This is a genomic window from Pseudomonas sp. BGI-2, from assembly GCF_004310295.1.
Lineage (GTDB): Bacteria > Pseudomonadota > Gammaproteobacteria > Pseudomonadales > Pseudomonadaceae > Aquipseudomonas.
Map to the genome: position 1 here is coordinate 24,917 of NZ_SISB01000039.1, position 21,998 is coordinate 46,914.

The window sequence follows — 21,998 nt, forward strand, 5'->3', positions numbered from 1 at the left end:
GGCGCCCTTGGACATGACTAAAGTTCCATAGCTATGCTCTGTCAATATTACGACGCAAAAAACGACGATTGGCATTTGATATGCCAACTTACTGTTCTTTAAAGAGATATAGAGATTTATAACAACTGCTAGAGCGAAATGTTATTTCAAACTGTATCGCTAGAGAGACAAACGCCACCTACGCTGCTGCGTGTAAACATAAAAATTTATGGAACTTTTCCAAGAGCGCTACAGCTTGTGCCAACGAGACGCGCTCGCAACTACATCTATGGTTTGCCACAACATTTGCTGCTGCTGTTTTGCCGCAAGCACAACCGGTTTTTCGGTGAGGGACTATCAAATGCACAAGCTCTCGAGCACCCGCTCCGAACTGGCCGACGCGATTTTTCGCCTGCGCCGCAGTTTTTATTCGCTGGCGGGGTTCAGTGGCGTCATCAACGTCATGATGTTGACGCCAGCCATATACATGTTGCAGGTCTATGACCGGGCCCTGGTCAGTCGCAACGTCACGACATTGACGATGTTGACCTTACTGGTGATAGGACTGTTCTTGCTGATGTCCACGCTGGAAATGGTCCGCACCCGCGTGTTGATCCGAGTCGGCAACTGCCTCGACATGGACCTCAACCGACGCATCTTCACTGCTGCGTTCGAGCGCAACCTGAGCCGCGCCGGAGGCAATCCGGCCCAGGCCCTGCAAGATCTCGCGCAGGTTCGTCAGTTCCTCACCGGCAATGCCCTGTTCGCTTTTTTCGATGCGCCCTGGACGCCGATGTACCTGCTGGTCGCCTATCTGATCCACCCGCTGCTCGGACTGATCACCCTGATCGGCTCGCTGATTCTGGTGTTCCTGGCTTATCTCACCGAAAAGGCGACGCAGAAGCCGCTGGCCGAAGCCAATCAGGCCGCCCTCTCCTCCGCCTGCTACGCCAACAACAACCTGCGCAACGCCGAGGTCATCGAGGCCATGGGCATGCTGCCGTCGATTGGCAAGCGCTGGTACCAAAGCCATTTGCGCATCCTGGAAATGCAGACACTGGCCTCCGACCGTGCCGCCCTGATCAGCAGTACCGGGCGCTTCGTGCGTATCACTTTGCAGTCGCTGATCCTCGGCGCCGGCGCACTGCTGGCGATCGAAGGCAAGATCACCCCCGGGATGATGATTGCTTGCTCGATCCTCACCGGCCGAGCGCTGGCCCCGGTGGAACAAGTCATTGCGTCGTGGAAGCAACTGCTCGGTTGCCGTTCGGCCTGGGGCCGGCTCAACGAGATGCTTGAAGACTATCCGCGCCGGCCACCCAGCATGTCGCTGCAGCGGCCGCTTGGCATGCTGGCGGTGGAAAATGTGTATGCCGGCGCCCCCGGCACCAGCAACACGATTCTGCGCGGGGTGAGCTTCAACCTTTCACCCGGCGAAAGCCTTGGCATCATCGGTCCATCCGCCTCGGGCAAATCCACCCTCGCCCGCCTGCTGGTTGGCGTCTGGCCGGCGCAGGCCGGCAAGGTGCGCCTGGACGGCGCGGACATATTCACCTGGAACAAGGGCGAACTTGGCCCCTGGCTCGGTTACCTGCCACAGGACGTGGAGCTGTTCGAGGGCACCATCGCCGACAACATTGCGCGCTTTGGCGAAGTGGACAGCGACGCGGTCATCCGCGCCGCCCGGACTACTGGCGTGCACGAGATGATCCTGCGTTTTGCGCAGGGTTACGAGACCCGTCTGGGCACCGATGGCAGCCCGCTTTCCGGTGGCCAGAAGCAACGCATCGCCTTGGCTCGCGCGCTGTATGGAGAGCCCAATCTGATTGTGCTGGATGAGCCGAACGCCAACCTCGACGACGTCGGTGAAAAGGCCCTGGTCGATGCGCTGGCCCAACTCAAGGGCCGTGGCGCCACCGTCATTCTGATTTCCCACCGCCCCAACGTGCTCTGCGCCGTCGATAAGGTGCTGATGCTGCGCGACGGCGGCGTGCAGATGCTTGGCACACGTGACGAAGTATTCGCAGCGCTGCGCAAGACCAATGTGATGCCTGCAGGCGCGTCGACTCCACTGGCCTCCGTCAAAGCACGGGAGTGACCGATCATGCAAATGAACCAACACATCGAGATGATTCGTCCCGATCCCAGAAACGTGGTGGATCTGGACGTCGGCAAACCCATGCGCAGGGGTCTGTGGCTGGTGCTCGCCGGCTTCGGCGGCTTCCTCCTGTGGTCCTGGCTGGCGCCGCTGGATGCGGGCGTGGTAGCGACAGGCACCGTAAAAGTCACCAGCAATCGCAAAGCCGTGCAGCATCTGAGCGGCGGCACCGTGGAGGCCATTCTTGTTCGCGAAGGCGATGCTGTGAAAAAAGGCCAGGAAGTGGTCCGCCTCGACTCGCTGCGTGCCGTTGCCGAACAGGGTGCGGTCAGCGCCCAGTACATCGTCAGCAAGACGGTGGAAAACCGCCTGGAAGCGGAACGTGACGGCCGCGACGTGGTGAACTACGACCCCGAATTGCTCAAGCGCTTCGGGAATGACCACCGTCTGGTGGCCGCCATGAACCTGCAACAACGTTTGCTGGATACCCGGCGCGCCGGCCTCGCGGGCGAAATCAGCATCCTGCAGGAAAACCTCGCGGCGTCGGCGGTGCAGCTCAAGGGTCTGCAGCAGGTCTATGGCGCCCGCGCCTCGCAGATCAACTTCCTCAACCAGGAACTGCAAGGCACCCGCGTGCTGGCGGCCGAAGGTTACGTGCCGCGCAACCGCCTGCTTGAGCTGGAACGCAGCAATGCCGACCTCTCCGCAGGCCAGGCCGAAAACCTCAATAACATTGCTCGCATACGGAGCCAGACCACCGAAATCAAGCTGCGCATCCTGCAGCGCCAGCACGATTACCAGAAGGAAGTCGAATCGCAGCTCACTGACACCGCCAAGGAGAACACCACCCTGGCCGACCGCTTGCGTGCGCTGGACTATGAAGTGACCCACACGGTGATTCGCTCGCCCATCGACGGCATGGTCCAGTCACTGAGCATCGCGACCATCGGCGGGATCATTCAGCCCGGCTTCAAGATCATGGAAATCGTTCCGGACAACGAACCGCTGCAGGTCGACGCGATGATCCCCGTACAGGCCATCGACAAGATGGTCCCCGGACTGGCCGTGGACATTGCCTTTCCGGCCTTCAACCATGCCCAGACGCCCAACATCCCTGGCCGCGTGAAGACGATATCCGCCGACCGCCTGCTCGACGAGGAAAGCAAGCAACCGTTCTATCTGGCTCAGGTAGAAGTCACGCCCGACGGCATGAGCCTGCTTGGCAGCAATCACATTCGTCCCGGTATGCCCGCCAGCGTCACCATCAAGACCGGCGAGCGCAACTTGATGAGCTACCTTCTCAAACCAATGCTCGAGCGTGTCGACAGCTCGTTCAAGGAACAATGAAATGGACCGTCATTGCCTGATCTTCTGCCTGCTGGGGTTGTCCCTCCCGGCCAGTGCCATGGACCTCAAACAAGCCTGGGATCTGTTGCAGTACCAGGGCCCCGTCTACCGCGCCGCTGTACATGAAAAAGAGGCCGGCCTGGAAAACCGCGCCATCGGCCAGGCCGGCCTGCTACCGCAGATCAGTGCCTCGGCCTACGACAACAAGGTCAATGGCACCCAGCGCCAGAGCGGCATCGAAAGGGATCTCGACTACGACTCCAAGGGCGCTAACGTGCGCTTGCGCCAGCCGCTGTTCAACAAACAGAAAATGGCCGAGTACCGCCAAGGTAAACAGCGTGCCGACTACAGCGTCGCGGTGTTCGATGCCAAGAGTCAGGACGCCGCGGTGCGCCTCGCCGAAAGTTATTTCGACGTGCTTTTGGCCAGCGAAACCATCGTCCTCGCCAAGTCCAAGCTGAGCGCCTTCGATGAGCAACTCGCCTCGGCGAAACGGCGCATGGAGCTGGGGGCCGGCACCATAACCGACATTGACGAGTCGGTCGCTCGCCGCGACCTCGCCGAAGCCGAGCTGATCGAAGCTCAGGACAACCTGATCAATGCGCGCCGCAGCCTTGAGGAATTCATCGGAGAAACCCCCGAATCGCTGATCACCTTGCGTTCGAGCTTCGATACGCCACCGCTGCAACCGAGCAACCTGCAGGACTGGTTGATCAAGGCTCAGACCGATAGCCCGCTGATCCATGCGCGCCGTCATAGCAGCAACCTCGCTGAAGAAGAAGTGAAGCGCGCCAGGGCTGGCCACTGGCCGACACTGGATTTCGTTGCCGGCTACACCGCGGGCGATAGCCAATCAATCTCCGAGCTCAATCAACGCAACCGCTACGGCTCAATCGGGCTGGAAGTCAATTTCCCGCTGTACAACGGTGGCGGTACCAGCGCACTGACACGCCAAGCCAGCGCCAATAGTTTCAAGGCCCTGGACGAGCTCGACGCCACGCGACAAGAAGTCATCTCCGGAACCACCCGCGAGTATGCCGGCATACACAGTGGCGCCAAACGTATTCATGCGCTGGAGCGGGCCGTGGAATCCAACGAACGCTCACTGACTTCGACACGCAAAGGTTTCAAGGAAGGCGGCACCAGCACCAATTCGGACGTCCTCAATGCCCAAGAGCTGCTCTTCGTTGCGCGCCACGATCTGTTCGAGGCCAAGTTGCGCTATTTGATGTCGCGTCTGCGCCTGGCCTCTTCGGTGGGCAGTCTGGGCGACGATGATATCGACCAGATCAACAACTACCTTGGCCCGGAACTGCTGGTCACCAACTGACATTCGCCTGTCAGCCGGTCGAGCCAAATGATGGCTAACCGGCGTTCCACCTCTGGGTAACTTTGATATTAACCAAATCCCGCCGCCCACCACAGCCCCCTGAACTACTCTCAACTTTTTGGCGCTGATGAAATGGCCTTCGCAGCTGTTGACGGCCTTGAATTTTCACTGTCGAAAACGGGCCACTACCATTCCCATAAGTGGGGAACTACACCCACCAAAACCGGGGGTTCCACCGGATTTGAGGATTATCCCCCACCCTCTTCTTCGATCACTTGACACACTTGGAGCCACCAGCCAATGAAGTTGAACTTCTTCTTCGCTCTGCTGTAGTGGCTTAATTGTTGCTGCACCCCTTGCACCCGCATTAGCTGTCGTCCCGAACATGGAGACGGCGGGGCATCACGCGAGGGGTGAAAAAATGAAACGCGCAAAACCACCATGCAACTCCATCGACTTGCTGCGCTGGTCAAGCCTGCCCTGTGCGATGCTTCTTACCCTCAACACCGCCAATGCCGTGCCGCTCGACGATGTCAGCCAGCCGCCACCGACGGACCCCTCGGCGTATACCAATCCGCCCGCCGACCCTGCGGCAGCGCTGGAAGCCTTGAAAACAATGCCGTCGACCAACCAGGGCGCGATTGCCCTACCCAACGGCGCGTACGGTGACCGCAACACTCCACGCGCTGACAACGCGCTGCCGCCGAGCCTGCAAACCTCGTTCAAAGTCCCCACCAACGGCAAACCCAGCCCGTTGTTCGGGGCGCAACCCTTCACCCAGCAACTGCTGCTATTGGAGGAATTCGGCACGGAAAAACTCGACCCGACCCTGCCCGCACCGACACTGACATTCCCTGTGCCCCTTGCCGGCCCGGCGCCACAGCAGGACCCGGACAGCATCGCTCGCAGCGGGCCGTCAAGTTCGGCACTGGAAGCCTTCATGCGCCAGCCCGGGCTTTACCCGTTTCCGTCGCAATACTCCAACGTGCTGGATCGCAACCCCTGGAAATCGCAGATTGAAGCCTTCCTCAACCGCCATCCGGTAGGTTCGCCGGCCGAAGGTCGTCCGCCAGGAAAAGGCTGGTCCCATCAACGCTGGAACGAGTTCTACCCGCAGGTCGCCTTCAAAACCGTGCAAGCGGGCGCCAAACTCAACAGTGGCATGCGCGACCGCCGACAACTGCACAACTACGCCGTCGGTGAGTTCGGGCCTGGCGGGCTCTATTACCAGACCTCGGACGTCCCGACCACAACGGGCACGACCAAAGGCATCGACACCCGTCTTCACCCAAAAATGCCGATTCAGAACCACAAAGCGTTATGGACCTTCGACGGCACCTTTCCTACAAAACTGCTGATGGTGCGCTACGGCCAACCGGTGCTGATGCGTCACTACAACGCCCTGCCGATCGACCCTGCCGCAAACATGGGTTTCGGCCTGCACACCCTCAGCACCCACGAACACAACGGCCACAACCCGGCCGAAAGCGATGGCTATACCAATGCGTTTTTCTTTCCGGGGCAGTACTACGACTATCGCTGGCCAATGCAACTGGCCGGCTACGACACCATCAACACCAAGGCTGAAGATCCTCGCGCGGCGTTCCCTTGCGCCCCGGGCGAAACCCTGTTCGTCAACGACGCCACCCCGGGCCTGAAGACCTGCAACAACGGCACCATCAAGATCCGCGGCGACTGGCGCGAAACCATGAGCACTCACTGGTTCCACGACCACATGCTCGATTTCACCGCGCAGAACGTCTACAAGGGCAACGCGGTGATGATGAACTATTACAGCGCCCTGGATCGTGGCAACGAGGCGGTCGAGGACGGCGTCAACCTGCGCCTGCCCAGCGGTTCGGCGCTGCCCTGGGGCAACCGCGACTATGACGTCAACCTGATGGTGGCCGACAAGGCCTGGGATAAGAACGGCCAACTGTGGTTCAACCCGTTCAACACCGACGGCTTCCTCGGCGATCAGATCCTGGTCAACTGGCAGTACCAGCCGCGCCTGAACGTGCGCGCTCGCAGCTATCGTTTCCGCATACTCAACGGCTCGATATCACGCTACTTCAGGATCGCGCTGGTGCGTGAAATCGCCGGCACCGGCGGCGAATTCCCCGGACCGGCAGGTTCCGGCGTGTCTTTTGCGCGCGTGCCGTTCCACTTGATCGGCAACGACGGCAACCTCATGGAGCACGCCGTGCCGTTCGACGGCAGCATGGACCTGGACGGCGACGGCGACATGCAGGACCACAACGCTATCCTGCCAACCCAAGGCATTGCCGAGCGTTACGACATCATCGTCAACTTCGCGAAAAACGGGATCAAGACCGGCGACAAGCTGTACTTCGTCAACCTGATGGTGCACCAGGGCGGCAGGGGGCCGGAGATAGAACCGGTGAGCCTGGCCGACGTCATGTCCGGGAAGTACAAAGCGGTGCTCAAGCTGGGTAGCAAAGGGCTGGAATGGGACAACGGCGACCCGGTGGTGGGCAAGTTCATGCAATTGGTGGTTCAGCCTTACAGCGGCACGGATGTGAGCATGAACCCTGCCGAGTACGAGCCAGCCAAACCGGGCAAGGCGGCGGGTAAAATCATGATTCCGCTGACCCTCAACCGTGACGATCCGACGGTGCAGGCCAAACTCAAACTGGCGCGGCATCGCGAGTTCATCTTCGGTCGCTCCGATGGCACCGACGAAGAACCCTGGACCATCAAGACCGATGGTGGCTATGGCTACCAGATGGACGCACGGCGAATCAGCGCCGCCCCGCAACTGGCCAACGGTCCGACAGATGCCGGGTTCTCCGGCGACGGCACCCTCGAGGTGTGGAAAATCAAGAACGGCGGCAACGGCTGGACCCACCCGGTGCACGTGCATTTCGAAGAAGGCATCGTCCTCAACCGCGACGGCAAGGCGCCGCCAGAATGGGAAAAATGGGCGCGCAAGGACGTCTATCGCATTGGCGAGGGTATCGACAGTTCGGTGGACGTGGAAATAGCCATCCGCTTCCGCGAGTTCGCCGGCACCTACATGGAGCACTGCCACAACACCCAGCATGAGGACACTTCGATGCTGCTGCGCTGGGACATCGAGAGGCCCGGCCAGTTCCAGTTGATGCCAACGCCCCTGCCCGGCTGGGACGGCGTCACCTATGTGAACTCTGCGGCGCTACCGACCTTCCGCACAGGCGAAGGCGAAAACAAAAAACCGGTCGCCAAACCCGACAGCGCCACCAGCAGAGACGGCAAACCGCTGACCATCAATGTCCTGGCCAACGACACCGACCCTGACGGTAATGTGCCACTTAAAGTGGTGGGTCTGACGCAACCGAGCGCCGGCAAGGGCACGGCCAGCACCGACGGCTTACGCGTGATCTACACACCACCGTCCACGATCGCCGCGTCGTTCGTCGCCAGCTTTACCTATCAAGCCAGCGATACCAAGGGCGCGGTGTCGACACCGGCGACGGTGACCGTGGCCGTCTCGGCACCGGTAAGTCGCTGACATGAGCGCAACGCCGCAGGACTGCTCAGGAATTGCCTGAAGGGCTGCTCGCAGCGTGGCAGGTTGTGTTCTTGAGCGGAAATTTCAATGGGTCGATAGCTGCCTTTCACTCGGCAGCTATCGATTCCAGCCATTAGTGACCAGCATCATTCGGTCCAGAGTGTCTAAAACAGTTAGTACAGGTTTAACGTTCATGACCGGGACGAAAATTGCTCCTGTGCAATTCGGTCCAAGTGGTGAGTCTCGCACTGTCACTCGGGTTTTGTAACGGTTGCAGCATACGGCGCCTAGAGCCTGCACCCACGCGCCTGTCCACTCAGCCTGTTGCTACAGGACTTCGCTAAACGGGCTGTTATCGGCCCAAAGCCTGTAAAAACGCTTAAGCGAACAACACCTCGGAAGCCACCTCTAAAACCAACTTAAAACGCCTCCCCACTTCAGAGGAAACACCCCCATAAACGGGCTTTATTTACCCAAAGTTTATATCGAAAGAAGCCCAAAAATCGGTTACACCGGCAGAACTTATATGCGCTTAACGTTTGGCATAGAGTTTGCTGAACGTTAACTAGTACATTAATCGAGAAAGGTAAGTGGCACTCCCAAGGCATATGCATTCAATAGGCAATGAAATGCCCACGTCGAAGTTAGCCACTCATAGTACTTGCTATTTTATGGAGCTACTGTCATGCCCCATGAGTCGATAACGCTTACGTCTGTACTCATTCTTCTCATTTTTACTATAGGGGTAGGCTGGAATCTTATCGGTTTGTTATTCGATTAAGAATAAACGGTAAATACCACAACCTTCGTACTGCCTTGATGGCCTCTATGGCTGCTTGCCGCCCATCGCGGAAGAGCGAGCGACCGCTTCACTCCTCGACGCATCCATACAACCCCTGCCGCCGATCCCGGTGCAAATCATTACGCGCACTGATGCGCTTGTTCCGTGCCTCGGCGAGGTTAAGTGTCGCCAGCAAAATCTGCTCGCCCCCCTGCTCCGCCGGCCCAGCCAGCGGGTAACCGTCAGCATCGACGATCACCGAACCTTGCACCCAACCAACCCCGCGTTCATGCCCATGCCGGTCGCACGCGGCAATGAACATCCGGTTGACCGACGCATTGGCCTGAACCCGAACCACTTCCGCCGGACGTTCGGTCGGTGGCCGTGGTCCATCGGGCCAGTTGACCGGCGCGCAGAGCAAATTTGCACCGGCCAGCGCCGGCAGGCGCACCCATTCGGGAAATTCCAGATCGTAGCAAATCAGCATGCCGATCCGTCCATGGACCGTTTCGACCACCGGCGGCGCGTCGTTGCCGGGGCTGAAGATTTCTTTCTCCGCGTCCCACAGATGTGCCTTGCGGTAAACGGCGCGAAGGCCTTGGGCATCGATCAACGCCGCGCTGTTGGCCAGTTCATCGCCTACCAGTCGCTCGCAGAATCCGCCCACTACAACGATGTTCAATTCCTTCGCCAACGCCGTCCACAGGCGCAGGGTTGGCCCCTCGGATGTTTCGGACAAGGACAGCGCTTCGCCACGGTCAGCAAACACATAACCGCTCTGCACCAGCTCGGGCAGCACCACCACCTGAGCGCCCTGCAACGCCGCCGAGCGAATCGCACGCTCAGTCAGCATCCGATTGAAAGCGAGGTCACCTATTTTCGGTGCAACCTGGCAACAGGCGACCACGGTATTTTTTACGCTGTTCAACGCCCCTCCTCCACAGGTTGATGGGCCATGGAAACAATGTCGCTTTCGGTGATCGAGTCGATGATCCGGCGTTCGTATTCAAGGTCGATCGAACGGCTAAGGAGGTAATACGTCAGACCTGAAACCACCAGGCCCACCAGCCAGGCGATGTCCACGCCTTCCAGCATGCGCGCCAGCGGCCCGACGAAAACCTCTTTCCCGGCGGCGGCATCGAAGATGTAGAAGAACGGCACCATCGCGGCAAAGCCGATCAGGTACGAGACGATTCCGCGAAATTCCCAGGCGCCATAAATGCCCTTCGGCGTGAAGAAATGCGGGATGGCGTAGCGGCCTTTGCGCACGAAAAAGTAGTCGACCAGATTGACCGCGGTCCAGGGCACGAGGAAGTACAACAGCAGCACGAGGAAGGTGTTCAACAGGGCGATGCCATCGCCCTTGATCGACAGCACGCAGGTCAACAGGATGAGGCTGATCGCGGAGATGGACATCACTCGGGCGCGGGGTGTCGGTGTGATCTTTTTGATCGAGTCGACGCCCGTCAACAACGTCAGCATGGCGCTGTAAGTGTTGAGCGCGATGATCGGCAGGAAACCCGCCACCGAGACGATGACCAACACATTACCCAGGCCTGGAATCATCGACGATCCGACCTGGTTCAGCGCCACCAGCGCATCCGCCGCTTTCAACTGCTGCGCGAGCCAGGCGCCGAGGCCGATCATCCAGCCGCCCGACAACGAGGCGCCGATGAACACGGCCGCGATCAGCTTCGGCCGGCTGGTGTTTTTCGGCAGGTAACGAGAATAGTCGGAGACATACGGTGCATAGGAAATGTTGTAGCTCGCGCCGATGGCAAACAGCGTGGCAAACGACACCCAGCTGAACCCCAGATCGGTCGCCGGTGTGACGCCCTCCTGGCCTGCACCGAACATCAAGGCAATGGTGACGAGCGCATACAACGGCAAGGTCGCCAGCAACGCCCACTTGAAGGCTTTGTGCAGCAAGTCGTGACCGTAGATCGACAGCAGCGCGCCGATCAGCACCACGGCAATGGCGACGATGGTCGGGTCGACGCCGAAGACATGTTCGAGGCCGTTCATGATCAGCGAGATGTTCACCACATTGAATCCGACGAACACGAACATCGTTGCCATCAAGGCCAGGATCACGCCGCGATACCCAAATTGGGCACGCGACTGGATCATCTGCGGAAGACCCATTTCGGGGCCTTGCGAGCCGTGGAAGGCCATGAAGATGGTGCCGAACATGATCCCGAGTGCACCGGCCACCATCGTCCACAGCGCCGACAATCCGAGACTTGGGCCGACAAAACCGATGGAGATGGTGAAGAAGTGGAAGTTGCCCAAAAACCAGAAAGGCCCCTGGCTGCTGAGTTTGGCGTGACGTTCGTTTTCCGGAATGTAATCGATCGAGTGGCCTTCGATGGCCAACCCGCCACTCGCCTCAAGGGCGTGCGCAGAATGAGGAGACCCTGACATACGATTGTTCCTATGCAGTTGATTGTTGTTTTTATGGGCAAAGCGCCGGTTTCATTGCAATGTAGGGCCTGGATCAGGGCTGTAAAATATCGCTGGCACACTGTTTACATAGATCGGCGTCTATGTGAGTGAACATTGAGGGACACCCATGCTGGGCACTGTATCGGAGCTGGATCTGCGTTTGATCCGGGTCTTTCTGACCGTCGTCGAGGCGGGCGGCATCTCGGCCGCGCAAACCGCGCTCAACACCACGCAGCCCACCATCAGTGCGCAATTGGCGACGCTGGAAGCAAGGGTGGGATTTCGCCTGTGCGAGCGAGGGCGCGGCGGATTTTCGGTGACGCCCAAGGGCGGCCAGTTTGTCGAGGCGGCCCGCCGATTGCTGGCGGCGGCCGAAGGCTTCCGGGTTGAAGTCCAGCACATCAATCGCAAGGTGTCGGGCAACATCAACATCGGTTTGCTCGGCCAGATCGACCCCGTTGCCAACAAGAAAATCGCCTTGGCCATCGCGCGTTTGCGCTCGCGCCATGAAGGCTTGTATTTCCACTTCACGGAACTGTCGTCATCGCTGCTGGAAGAGAAAATCATCAATAGCCATATCGATCTGGCCATCGGTTACTTCTGGCATCGTTTGCCCAACATCGATTACTTCCCCTTGTTCCAGGAAACCCAGATCGCCTACTGCGCCCCTGCTCATCCGCTGTTTGAGCAAGTGGGTGAGCTGACCCGGGATGACGTCAGCGATTTCGATTGGGTCTGGCCCAGCCACCCCTTGCCGGAAATGCCCGCGCCCACCTCGATCGAACGCCTGACCGTGCTCACCGACAGCATGGACGGCGCGGCGCTGCTCATTCTTTCTGGCCAGCACCTGGGCTTTCTGCCGCAGCACTATGCGGCGAAGCATGAACAACTGGGGCAATTGCATCCGCTGAATCCCGAGCTGCTGCGTTATGAGGTCGACTTTCATGCGGCGGTTCGGCATTCGGCGCGTCAGCGTGATTTGGTGAGTGCGTTCCTCAACGAGCTGATCGATGTTTTCAGTACTTAGACGCGTATTTCGCTGGTCGGGATGACGTCGATCCGGGCCACCGAACCGGACAGGCGCGCCAAGTCCTTGTTGTGCTCGGCGATGATGTCATCGGCACGCATGTTGCCGTTGTCGACGGTTGAATGGGCGTCGGCAGCGAGCACCACGTCGTAACCCAACGAGTGTGCCTGGCGAACGGTAGCGTTAACGCAATAGTCGGTTTGTAGACCGCATATGATCAGGCGATCAACGTCGCGCTTCAGCAGCAGTTGGCGCAGATCGGTCTGGTAGAAAGAGTCCGGGGTGGTTTTGCGTACGCGCAGGTCCTGGAGTGATGTTTCCAGTCCGTCCGCCAGTTGCCAGCCTTTGGAATCGTGCTTGAGCAGGTCACCCTCTTCGTGCTGGATGAAGATGACTGGTATTTCAGCATCACGGGCCCTGGCACTGAGGCCGTTGATGTTCTTGATGACGCGTTTGATCTCAAAGCATTCGTACTCGCCAGCGCACAAGGCGTGCTGGACGTCGATGATCAGCAGTGCAGTGGTCATGGCTCAGGCCTTAAAGTCGTCCTTCAGATCAAGGGGTACGCCACCTGCTCACTGGAGCCGAGCAAAGAGTGCGTACCGTCGATAATGCCGCAAAACACCCACGATGGAATAGCTTGGCATCGTTGCGTGTCAGCGAATTCATCCAGTCGGGCAAGGCCCGCCTCAACGCCGCTACGCTGAATTGAAAATTCATTACACCACATCAACTATGACGATATTATTTAATCTATTGCAACGAACAGCATTAAACACTTTCGAACAACAATAAGTGCAGTCAGACCTGACCCATTGCTTCAGGGTAACTCTTCGATATCGAGAAGTTTCGCCAGGGACTGCAACCTGTTTAATAACAGGACTGCGGCTTTGCTGCTGGCTCTTAATGGATTTCAGCCAGTGACGTGTGAGTTATACCGAATCGTTCTTTTTGGAACGTTATGGGCGCCGCTTACAATCCTGATTCCCGCTGATGCCGTTACATCCATTGAGAACACATATATGAGTGACAACAAAGTCCTTGTCTTGCGCACTTGCGCCAACGACATGTCGGACCATGCCGGCCAGGTCTGATGGTGTGCAAGCACTGGAGCCCAGCAAAAAACTCGAGAACGGCCTGGTCGGTTTATTGTGGGGAGAAGGCTCCTCTACTCAACTGAGTTTGCGAGCCGAAGCCAAGTGGATCGTGTGCGAAGTTCACATTGATCACGTTATAAAACTTGAAGAAGACGGCATGATCAAGTTTCCGGAGGCGGAAGTTGTTCACACTGGCACTCAGGACAGCTCGATCAATTACATTGCAACGCACATTGAAAACTATCAAGCATCAAACATTAGTTTGATCGACAACTCACTTGTGTCACCCAACAAAACATCCAGCCGTGAATTCGAAAGTCGGCGAACATAGGGTTACAATTCTCCCGGCATCGGCGCTAAAACCGACGCCTCGCAAACTTTCGAAACCGCTGTTTACGGCAGTACGCTCACCGGCGGGCATCAAAGTTATCTGCTGGCGGGTTACGGCAGCACGGAAACGGCCGGCAGCCAGAGTTCATGGATTGCCCGCTACGGCAGCACCTTGACCGCCCAACACAACGGCACCCTCACAGCCGGTTACGGCAGCACCGAAACTGCGGGCCAGAACAGTTCTTTGATCGCCGGCTACGGCAGCACGCTGATCAGCGGATTGCGCAGTGTATTGACCGCCGGTTACGGCAGCAGCCTGACATCCGGCATGCACAGCACGCTGACTGCCGGATACGGCAGCAACCAGATCGCCAGTTATCAAAGCTCATTGATCGCCGGCAAGGACAGTTCACAGAATGCGGGTTATCGCAGCACCCTCATCGCGGGCGCCGGCAGCATCCAGACTGCAGGCGATCGCAGCAAATTGATCGCCGGCAAAGACAGCACTTAAATCGCCGGCGACCGCAGCAAACGGCTGGCGGGCAGCAATAGCCACCTCACGGCGGGTGGTCGCAGCAAACTGACGGCGGGCGATGACTGTACGTTGATGGGCGGCGATAAAAGCGTTTTGACGGCGGGCAAGAACAGCATCCTGGTGGGCGGCGCCCGCAGCAAGCTCATTGGCAGCCTGGGTTCGACGCTGACCGGAGGCGAAAATGCGACGCTGATTTTCCGGTGCTGGAACGGCAAGCGCTACAAGAATGTCGTGGCGCATACCGGCAAGGATGGCGTAGAGGCGCATGTGCCGTATCAGGTGGATGAGGCGGATAACATTGTCACCAAGCCCGACGAATAACCTTGTAGCCGGTTGGGCCACCCTCGCAGATTGAGGGTGGCCATGGTGTTACGACTTAGTAGCCGAGCGACAACCCGGTATTCCTGCGCGGGTCATTGGCCCCGTAGAAACGGTTCTTGCCCACCGGCTTGCCTTCCAGCGAAGGTGCACCGACCAGGATTGCCGCCACATGGTTGGCATCCTGCGGCCCGGCAAACTTGTGCCCCCAGCTTTCGAGCATCTTCACCGTGTCAGGACTGGTGGTGAAGGTCTCCAGATTGGTTTCTTCCGGCAGCCATTGCTGGTGGAAACGGGGTGCATCGACCGCTTCCTGGATGTTCATGCCGTAGTCGATCACGTTGAGGATCGTCAACAAGGTGGCGGTGATGATGCGGCTGCCGCCGGGGGTGCCGACGACCATGACCACTTTGCCGTCCTTGGTGACAATGGTCGGGCTCATGGACGACAGCGGTGCCTTGCCGGGAGCGATGGCGTTAGCTTCGCCTTGCACCAGGCCGTACATGTTGGGCACGCCGATTTTCGAGGTGAAGTCGTCCATTTCGTCGTTGAGGATGACCCCAGTTTTGCTGGCCATGACCCCGGCGCCGAACCAGTCGTTGAGGGTGTAGGTCACCGACACCGCGTTACCCCATTTGTCGACGATGGAGTAATGCGTGGTGTTGCTGCCTTCATGGGGCGCTACGCCGGGCTTGAGTTCGCTGGATACGGCGGCCTTTTTCGGATCAATCGCGGCGCGGATTTTAGTCGCGTAGTTTTTGTCCAGCAGGTGGGCGATCGGATTGTTCACGAAGTCCGGGTCGCCGAGGTAGCTGTTGCGGTCCACATACGCGTGGCGCATCGCTTCGATCTGGTAATGCATGCCTTGGGCCGAGCGGTAGCCCAGGTCTTTCATCGGGTAGCCGTCGAGGATGTTCATGATCTCGCAGATCACCACGCCACCGGAGCTTGGCGGCGGTGCCGACACCACGTGATAACCCCGGTAGTCGCACTCGATCGGCGCCAGTTCACGGGTCTTGTATTTGTCGAGGTCGGCCTGGGTGATGATGCCCTTGTTGGCCTGACTGGAGGTGACGATGGCGTCGGCCACCCAGCCTTTGTAGAAACCGTCTTCGCCCTTCTCGGAAATTTCCCGCAGGGTTTTCGCCAGATCCTTCTGTACCAGTTTTTGCCCGACCTGCATCGGCTCGCCGTTGCTCAGGAAGATCGCGCCGGAATCCTTGATGTCCTTCTTGAACACGTCGGTGGCGTATTCCAGCAATTCGACATCGCCCTGCTCCAGCACAAAACCGTCTTCGGCGAGTTTGATGGCCGGGGCGATAACTTCCTTGCGGGGTTTGGTCCCGTATTTCTTCAGCGCCAGTTCCATCCCGGACACCGTACCGGGCACGCCAACAGCCAGGTGGCCTCGGGTACTCAGGTCCGGGACCACATTGCCCTCCTTGTCGAGGTACATGTTTGCAGTGGCAGCCAGGGGGGCTTTTTCGCGGAAATCGAGGAAGGTCTTGCGCCCGTCCGCCAGCTGAACGGTCATGAAACCACCGCCACCCAGGTTACCCGCGGCGGGATAGACCACCGCCAGCGCATAACCCACCGCGACGGCGGCATCGACGGCGTTGCCACCGTTCTTGAGCACATCGACGCCCACATGGGAGGCCAGATGCTGGGCCGTGACGACCATGCCGTTTTCGGCCGCAACCGGGGCTACGGAGGCCGCGTAAGCACTGAGGCAACTGAGCGCCAAGGAGGTCGCAATCAGCGATTTGGCAAAAGGTTCGAACTTCATGAGTCGGTCTCTTCTTGTTTTTAAAGTAGGAAAACGCTTCAAGAGCAGTAGGCAGTATGGCTGGGATTGCGTATTGCGCCTCCCCATCGAGGCAGTATGCTTGGCCTCTGTTCAGCCCTTCTGCGGAGTTCGCCGGCATGTCTTACACCTTCACCACCATGGCGTCTCCGGTCGGCGAGCTGAAGCTGGTCGCGAAAGATTCAAGACTGGCAGCCATCCTCTGGGAAAACGACAAACCGAACCGCGTAAAGCTCGGGCCGATGAGTGAAGCGGTGGACAACCCGATTCTGGTGCGTGCCGTTAAACAGCTGCAGGAATACTTTGCCGGCACACGAAATCGCTTAGAGCTGGAACTGGATTTTTCCGGGACGGACTTTCAGAAGAAGGTATGGCAGGCGCTGCTGACCATTCCGTTTGGTGAGACTCGCAGTTACAGCGAGATTGCCGAGCAGATTGGCAACCCGAGCGCAGTCCGGGCGGTGGGCGCGGCGAATGGCAAGAACCCGATCTCGATTGTTGCACCGTGCCATCGGGTGATTGGTGCGTCCGGGAAACTCACCGGGTTTGCTGGCGGGCTTGAGGCGAAGGAGCGGTTGCTGACGCTTGAGGGTTGCGAGTGGTCGGGGGGTAGCCGAACAGGCGATTTATTTTAAAACTGATTCATCGGAGCCTCTGTGGCGAGGGGATTTATCCCCGTTCGGCTGCGAAGCAGTCGTGAATTCAGACGACGCTGTGCATCAGATCGACCGTGCATTCAGGTTTTACGACTGCTGCGCAGCCGAACGGGGATAAATCCCCTCGCCACAGGACAGCTGCTACAGGGGGGCAGGAGTCGTTCAGGCAAAGATGTTTTTCATCGCCGCATACTGAAGCAACATGATGGTCTTCGCATCGCAGATTTCCCCGCGATAAAACGCCTCAAGCGCCTCGTCGAATGTCCACTCCAGCACTTCCAGTTCTTCGGTCTCTTCTTCCAGTCCACCGCCCTCGCTGACTTTCGACGCGGCGTCATATTTTGCGATGAAGAAGTGCAGTTTTTCGGTGACCGAGCCTGGGCTCATGTAGGCCTCGAACACCTTTTGCACGTGGTGAACGCGATAGCCGGTTTCCTCTTCGGCTTCGGCGCGGATGCGTTCTTCCGGTGCCGCGCCTTCGAGCAGTCCCGCCGCTACTTCGATCAGCAAACCATCGTGGCCGTTGACGAACACCGGCAGCCGAAACTGACGCGTCAGTACGACAGTTCTTTTATCGCGATTGAACAACAGCATCGCCACGCCATTGCCACGGTCGTACACCTCGCGGGTCTGGCGCTGCCAGTCGCCGTTATTACGCAGATAGTCGAAGGTGATTTTCTTCAGCAGGTACCAGTCGTGGGACAACACTTGGGACTCAATGATGTTGACCCGTTCGGCTGTGTTCGCCATCACAAAGCATCCTTTTTTTCGTCAGAAGGTCCACATGGTAGGCGAAAACGAAAAAGCCCGGCATCTCTGCCGAGCTTTCTTTTTACTGCTGCCTGGCAACGTCAGGTATCGCGTTGCCTTCTTCGTGGGAAGAGAGCCGGCTGCCATGAATCAACGGCCCGTAACGACGGCTGAACTCCCAGTTGTAAGGCACGTGGTCCTTATTGACTCCGTTGTCCCAATTCACCGACCAGGTCATCAGACCCTTGATCGAAAGCCCCTTGGCGTCGAGACGCTTGAAGGCATTCACCACTGCCACCGGGTTGATCACGTAACCGGTGGCCGCCGCGTCGACGTTGGCGGGCAGGCCGATCACGAACTTGTCCGCCGGAATCCTGGTGAACCCGCGAGTGCCGCTCACCAGACTTTCGGTCAGGTAAAACAGGAAGTCCTCTTTCAGCGCGTCGTTGTTCTGGGCAATCCACGCGCCATTGCCGTTATTGGTTTCCGGCACCCAGATTCCGTCACCGCCCTGGTTGTAGTACTGCGGGGCGATGAAGTCGTAATAGCCTTCCAGGGCCTGAATGTAGCCGACGTATTTGCCGGCGGTGGTCAGGTACGGAAACTCCGGCGCCATGCTGATAATGAAGTGTTTGCCTTCAGCGGCGTAATGGTCCTTGACCCGTTTCAGCGCGGCAGGCAGGACGGACTTGTTGTCGGCGAAATCAATCGCACTCTGTTCAAGATCGATGTCCAGCCCATCGAAGCCGTAGGTTTCCACCAGACGGATGATTTCATTGGCCAGTGGCAGCTCGTTGCCTTTGTGCAGCTCGATGTGCGCGTCGGCGCCACCCAGGGAAATCAGCACCGCCCTGCCCTGGCTGTTCAGCACGCCGACCTGGCGACGGAACTCGGCGTCGGACAGGTTGTACGGCTTGAAGGTCGGGATGCCGTTGCCCTTCATGAAGGCCACGGCCACCACGTTGTACTCCTTGGGCACATCCTGCAGCGCGATGTTGGCGAATTGGCCGCGCTGGTAACCGTCGCTCGGTCCGGCGGGCCAGTTGTGCCAGAAACCCATGAGGATCTTTTTTTTACCGGCAATGCTCGGCATCAACGACGCCGCATCGGCGAGTGGCGATTTCAGTAACGTAAAGTCGAAAGTAGACATGTTCTATTCCTTGAACGTGTTGGGTTTAACACCGCGGGCCTATTTGAAGTCCACGTCGAACGCTTGGTAGAAGGCGTTGCCGGTGTTGGCCACGATCCACATCAGCACAATCACGTGATGGCCCTTTTTGTTGCCCGGCAATTTCACTTCGTGATTGACCTTGGCCTTCATCTCGGCGGAATGGCTGTAGTACGGGACCTGGGTGTAGAAGTCGTCATAGAACGATTTTGCCTCCAGTTGCGCACGACTGATGCGCTGTTTCGGGTTCCAGCCATCCTTGGTGATGAACCAGCTGTAGCCACGGGTGACGTGAGGGGCGGTGTATTCCCAAGTGACTTTGAAGGTCTGGCCGGGGTCGACATTCAACAAAGGCCAGGAGAACGGGCGGCCGAGCTTGAGGCTCATTTCCTCGTTGGTGAAGTTGATGCAGTCACGGGCATCAGATTTGCCCCCACTGAGGATCAAGCCGTCGGCAGGTGGCGTGACACTGTCGCTGTCGGTTTGATACGGCGCCGGAAATGGCCCGGCCGTCAGCGATGGGAAGTTCTTGCCACCTTCCATTTCGTTGACTTGCCAGTTACCCAGCAGCCCCTGCTCTACGGCCACCGCACCGCGGCTGGAAGGGGATGTGACACGACCGTGTCGAAGTTGAGGTTGAGTCTGTGGTTGGTTCATTTTTTTCACTCCGTTGATTTAAGAACTCTCCTTCCTGAGGAGAGGCCTTCAACCTAACGGAGCTGTTTTTTTTGTCCATCGACCCATTTTTGGTGCGGATGAGTCTGCTGTGGCAGACCACCCGCAAATACTGGATATACAACCAGTACTCTGATCCAAGTCCTACGTCCTGTGTAGCAAATGGATTACAGCGCAAGGCAGCAATCGGGGGCTTCATGCGGCCTAGGAAAGCTGTGCCTTGTATTCCTTCTCGTACTGCCCGGCCAGGGACTCTTTCTGCTTGTCGTCGAGCAGTTTGCCGGCCATCTGGAAGAACTTCTGTTCTTCCTCTTCCAAGTGGTGATGGACCTTCTCGGAAAGCTTCTTGGCGGTCGCCAGCCAGGCCGGGTTGGACATTTCCGTCTCATCCAGCTCCTCCATCATTTCATCCATTTCGTGGTGCTCGGAGATGGCATGGCGGCTGAGGTCGACGCCGTTGTCGAACTCCATCAGCGGTATGTAGAAATGGCGCTCTTCGGCGGTTTCGTGGGCCTGGAGTTCAGACTTGAGCTGTTTGTAAGCCTCGACCCGTTCCGGCGTGTCACCGCTGGTCCTGATGAGCGCTTTGGCATAGGTGCGTTGGCGGTCGTGACTTTCACGCAGGGCTTCAAAAATATTCACGGGTGATCCTCATTGGCCGCGTTCTGGAATGACGCTGTTTAGGCTAGACATCCGGGCGCGAGCGAGGGTTCCACTCAAGAGACTGGAACAACCGCCGGGGCACACGGTAGGCTTGCGGGTGTTGTCCCCTCATGGCCATAAGGATTTAGCTGATGGAACTGCGAATCGAACAGTCGCAAAACCCCACCGAAGACGAAGAGCAGGCGATTCTGCTGCCGTTGCGCGCCTATAACGCCTCAAAGGCCGGTGTCTCGAAGCAGGAGCCCATTGCCCTGCTGATCCGCGACGAACACGACGAGATTCTCGGCGGCCTGCATGGCCGGGTTTTTTATCAATGGTTGTATATCGAGTTGCTGTCGGTGCCGGAACAGGCTCGAGGGCAGGGCTTAGGCACCAAGCTGATGCGGATGGCCGAAGACCTGGCACGGGAGAAGGAATGCATCGGGGTCTGGCTCGACACCTTCGACTTCCAGGCGCCGGAGTTCTACAAGAAGCTGGGCTACAGCGAGGTAGGCCAGATTGTCGACTATCCGCCGGGACATAAGCGCTTCTTTTTCCAGAAGCGCCTGGTCAACGACGTATAACCTGTGTGGGCAGCCCCATTTATGTGATCAACACCGGATCATTGTGGGAGCGGGCTTGCTCGCGAATGCGGTGCGCCAGGCAACATTGATGTCGTCTGATACACCGCATTCGCGAGCAAGCCCGCTCCCACAGGGGGGTACTGCGTCAGCCTTCAGATCAGAGGCAGGTCGCAAGCGCCGCAAGCCGGCGCTTGGCCACAAAGTCGTCACGCTGCGCGTAGTAACTCAACACGGTGCCTGACGCATCGGTGGTCACGTCCACGAAGGACTCAGCCGAACGCGTGTAGACGGTGGACCCGCTCTTCTCACCGGGCTGCAGATACGCCCCGGCATCGACACCGAACACCGCCTCGTCCTGCCAGGAAAACTGCACGCACTGGGCGACGACTTTTTCCGGCTTGTCCGATTTCAGGGTTTTGTAAGGGGCTTTGGTGCGGGCATCGTTCATCACCGAGCCGGCGCATCCCGCCAGCAACGTCACGGCCAGCGCCACCATCAGAATTCGCATTGTGTTCGCTCATCAAGAAAAAGCGGACTGTATCACCGTGGCACGGCGTATCGTTCTGCTTTACTTCATTTATACCGCGACACCGAGTGACGATTCGCGCACCCTGTCGCGCCATTAACGTCGCATCGCCCATTTTACCGGGCCCATTTTTCTGGAAAGGTCATGACCCCCAACGCCGAATATTACAAACCGACCGCCGAATACGCTGACAAGCTGATCAGCCAGATCGGTCAGACACCGTCCTGGATCGCCAAGCGAATTGGCGTCACCGACAAACGAATCCGTTACATCCTCGACGGCGAACGCACCGTCAAAGGCGAAACCACGCCGATCCAGATGACCTACCCCGAGCAGTTTGCGCTCGAGTGTCTGGCCGCTGCGGCCAAGGCCAGCAAGAAGCAATCTTCGTAACC

17 protein-coding genes and 2 pseudogenes are annotated in these 21,998 nt (G+C 58.4%); 10 read left to right on the forward strand and 9 right to left on the reverse strand.

What is annotated here, in order from left to right; all coding sequences use genetic code 11:
• Positions 1–340 precede the first annotated feature (340 nt).
• The 4 genes from EYC95_RS23140 to EYC95_RS23155 all read left to right on the forward strand — a co-directional run bounded on the left by EYC95_RS23140 (position 341) and on the right by EYC95_RS23155 (position 8,265).
• A complete protein-coding gene (locus tag EYC95_RS23140) occupies positions 341–2,077 on the forward strand; it encodes a type I secretion system permease/ATPase (RefSeq protein WP_131062385.1) in 1,737 nt (578 codons plus the stop codon).
• 6 nt (positions 2,078–2,083) lie between these two features.
• The gene (locus EYC95_RS23145; RefSeq protein ID WP_131062386.1) at positions 2,084–3,424 is read left to right on the forward strand and encodes an HlyD family type I secretion periplasmic adaptor subunit; all 1,341 of its coding nucleotides are present in this window, start codon (positions 2,084–2,086) and stop codon (positions 3,422–3,424) included.
• 1 nt (position 3,425) lies between these two features.
• Positions 3,426–4,754, forward strand: a complete 1,329-nt coding sequence (locus EYC95_RS23150) for a TolC family outer membrane protein (protein WP_131062387.1) — start codon at positions 3,426–3,428, stop codon at positions 4,752–4,754.
• A gap of 421 nt (positions 4,755–5,175) precedes the next feature.
• Positions 5,176–8,265 (forward strand): Ig-like domain-containing protein, encoded by a 3,090-nt coding sequence (locus tag EYC95_RS23155; protein WP_256656990.1) that lies wholly within the window; start codon positions 5,176–5,178, stop codon positions 8,263–8,265.
• A gap of 869 nt (positions 8,266–9,134) precedes the next feature.
• Here EYC95_RS23155 and EYC95_RS23160 read toward each other — a convergent pair.
• Positions 9,135–9,974 (reverse strand): nitrilase family protein, encoded by an 840-nt coding sequence (locus tag EYC95_RS23160; protein ID WP_131062388.1) that lies wholly within the window; start codon positions 9,972–9,974, stop codon positions 9,135–9,137.
• Positions 9,971–11,470: a cytosine permease gene (locus EYC95_RS23165; protein WP_131062389.1), complete on the reverse strand. Its 1,500-nt coding sequence runs from the start codon at positions 11,468–11,470 to the stop codon at positions 9,971–9,973. The genes EYC95_RS23160 and EYC95_RS23165 overlap by 4 nt, the downstream gene beginning before the upstream one ends.
• A gap of 148 nt (positions 11,471–11,618) precedes the next feature.
• On the opposite strand from EYC95_RS23165, the gene EYC95_RS23170 reads away from it, so the two are divergent.
• Positions 11,619–12,518, forward strand: a complete 900-nt coding sequence (locus EYC95_RS23170) for a LysR family transcriptional regulator (RefSeq protein WP_131062390.1) — start codon at positions 11,619–11,621, stop codon at positions 12,516–12,518.
• Here the strand turns inward: EYC95_RS23170 and EYC95_RS23175 are convergent.
• Positions 12,515–13,045: a cysteine hydrolase family protein gene (locus tag EYC95_RS23175; protein WP_131062391.1), complete on the reverse strand. Its 531-nt coding sequence runs from the start codon at positions 13,043–13,045 to the stop codon at positions 12,515–12,517. The genes EYC95_RS23170 and EYC95_RS23175 overlap by 4 nt on opposite strands.
• Positions 13,046–13,616: 571 nt before the next feature.
• On the opposite strand from EYC95_RS23175, the gene EYC95_RS23180 reads away from it, so the two are divergent.
• On the forward strand, positions 13,617–13,946 hold the full coding sequence (locus tag EYC95_RS23180; RefSeq protein ID WP_131062392.1) for a hypothetical protein: 330 nt from the start codon (positions 13,617–13,619) through the stop codon (positions 13,944–13,946).
• Positions 13,947–14,801, forward strand: a pseudogene (locus tag EYC95_RS31115) (Ice nucleation protein); the annotation flags it as partial.
• A 55-nt stretch (positions 14,802–14,856) separates the two neighbouring features.
• Here the strand turns inward: EYC95_RS31115 and ggt are convergent.
• Complete coding sequence (ggt, locus tag EYC95_RS23190) at positions 14,857–16,584, reverse strand: gamma-glutamyltransferase (RefSeq protein ID WP_131062393.1); 1,728 nt, start codon at positions 16,582–16,584, stop codon at positions 14,857–14,859.
• A gap of 137 nt (positions 16,585–16,721) precedes the next feature.
• On the opposite strand from ggt, the gene EYC95_RS23195 reads away from it, so the two are divergent.
• A complete protein-coding gene (locus tag EYC95_RS23195; RefSeq protein ID WP_131062394.1) occupies positions 16,722–17,237 on the forward strand; it encodes a methylated-DNA--[protein]-cysteine S-methyltransferase in 516 nt (171 codons plus the stop codon).
• Between the two features lie 183 nt (positions 17,238–17,420).
• On the opposite strand, the gene EYC95_RS23200 is transcribed toward EYC95_RS23195, so the two are convergent.
• From EYC95_RS23200 to EYC95_RS23215, 4 genes and pseudogenes are all read right to left on the reverse strand, one after another.
• Positions 17,421–18,008, reverse strand: a complete 588-nt coding sequence (locus EYC95_RS23200) for an NUDIX domain-containing protein (protein ID WP_131062395.1) — start codon at positions 18,006–18,008, stop codon at positions 17,421–17,423.
• 145 nt (positions 18,009–18,153) lie between these two features.
• Positions 18,154–19,158: pseudogene (locus tag EYC95_RS23205) on the reverse strand (chitinase); the annotation flags it as partial.
• 39 nt (positions 19,159–19,197) lie between these two features.
• Positions 19,198–19,833: a lytic polysaccharide monooxygenase auxiliary activity family 9 protein gene (locus tag EYC95_RS23210; RefSeq protein WP_131062397.1), complete on the reverse strand. Its 636-nt coding sequence runs from the start codon at positions 19,831–19,833 to the stop codon at positions 19,198–19,200.
• Between the two features lie 222 nt (positions 19,834–20,055).
• Complete coding sequence (locus EYC95_RS23215) at positions 20,056–20,493, reverse strand: hemerythrin domain-containing protein (protein WP_131062398.1); 438 nt, start codon at positions 20,491–20,493, stop codon at positions 20,056–20,058.
• A gap of 152 nt (positions 20,494–20,645) precedes the next feature.
• Here EYC95_RS23215 and EYC95_RS23220 point away from each other — a divergent pair, with 152 nt between their 5' ends.
• Positions 20,646–21,077, forward strand: a complete 432-nt coding sequence (locus EYC95_RS23220) for an N-acetyltransferase (RefSeq protein WP_131062399.1) — start codon at positions 20,646–20,648, stop codon at positions 21,075–21,077.
• A gap of 157 nt (positions 21,078–21,234) precedes the next feature.
• Here the strand turns inward: EYC95_RS23220 and EYC95_RS23230 are convergent, their stop codons facing one another.
• Complete coding sequence (locus tag EYC95_RS23230; protein WP_131062400.1) at positions 21,235–21,585, reverse strand: hypothetical protein; 351 nt, start codon at positions 21,583–21,585, stop codon at positions 21,235–21,237.
• 162 nt (positions 21,586–21,747) lie between these two features.
• Between EYC95_RS23230 and EYC95_RS23240 the strand changes: the two genes are divergently transcribed.
• Complete coding sequence (locus EYC95_RS23240; protein ID WP_008154823.1) at positions 21,748–21,996, forward strand: hypothetical protein; 249 nt, start codon at positions 21,748–21,750, stop codon at positions 21,994–21,996.
• Positions 21,997–21,998: the final 2 nt, after the last annotated feature.

Bases quoted from the DNA above. Each gene is read 5' to 3' on its own strand.
- ggt (WP_131062393.1), bottom strand. From the start codon at position 16,584: ATGAAGTTCGAACCTTTTGCCAAATCGCTGATTGCGACCTCCTTGGCG.
- EYC95_RS23150 (WP_131062387.1), top strand. From the start codon at position 3,426: ATGGACCGTCATTGCCTGATCTTCTGCCTGCTGGGGTTGTCCCTCCCG.
- EYC95_RS23155 (WP_256656990.1), top strand. From the start codon at position 5,176: ATGAAACGCGCAAAACCACCATGCAACTCCATCGACTTGCTGCGCTGG.
- EYC95_RS23210 (WP_131062397.1), bottom strand. From the start codon at position 19,833: ATGAACCAACCACAGACTCAACCTCAACTTCGACACGGTCGTGTCACA.
- EYC95_RS23230 (WP_131062400.1), bottom strand. From the start codon at position 21,585: ATGCGAATTCTGATGGTGGCGCTGGCCGTGACGTTGCTGGCGGGATGC.
- EYC95_RS23170 (WP_131062390.1), top strand. From the start codon at position 11,619: ATGCTGGGCACTGTATCGGAGCTGGATCTGCGTTTGATCCGGGTCTTT.
- EYC95_RS23200 (WP_131062395.1), bottom strand. From the start codon at position 18,008: ATGGCGAACACAGCCGAACGGGTCAACATCATTGAGTCCCAAGTGTTG.
- EYC95_RS23175 (WP_131062391.1), bottom strand. From the start codon at position 13,045: ATGACCACTGCACTGCTGATCATCGACGTCCAGCACGCCTTGTGCGCT.
- EYC95_RS23140 (WP_131062385.1), top strand. From the start codon at position 341: ATGCACAAGCTCTCGAGCACCCGCTCCGAACTGGCCGACGCGATTTTT.
- EYC95_RS23240 (WP_008154823.1), top strand. From the start codon at position 21,748: ATGACCCCCAACGCCGAATATTACAAACCGACCGCCGAATACGCTGAC.
- EYC95_RS23165 (WP_131062389.1), bottom strand. From the start codon at position 11,470: ATGTCAGGGTCTCCTCATTCTGCGCACGCCCTTGAGGCGAGTGGCGGG.
- EYC95_RS23220 (WP_131062399.1), top strand. From the start codon at position 20,646: ATGGAACTGCGAATCGAACAGTCGCAAAACCCCACCGAAGACGAAGAG.
- EYC95_RS23145 (WP_131062386.1), top strand. From the start codon at position 2,084: ATGCAAATGAACCAACACATCGAGATGATTCGTCCCGATCCCAGAAAC.
- EYC95_RS23195 (WP_131062394.1), top strand. From the start codon at position 16,722: ATGTCTTACACCTTCACCACCATGGCGTCTCCGGTCGGCGAGCTGAAG.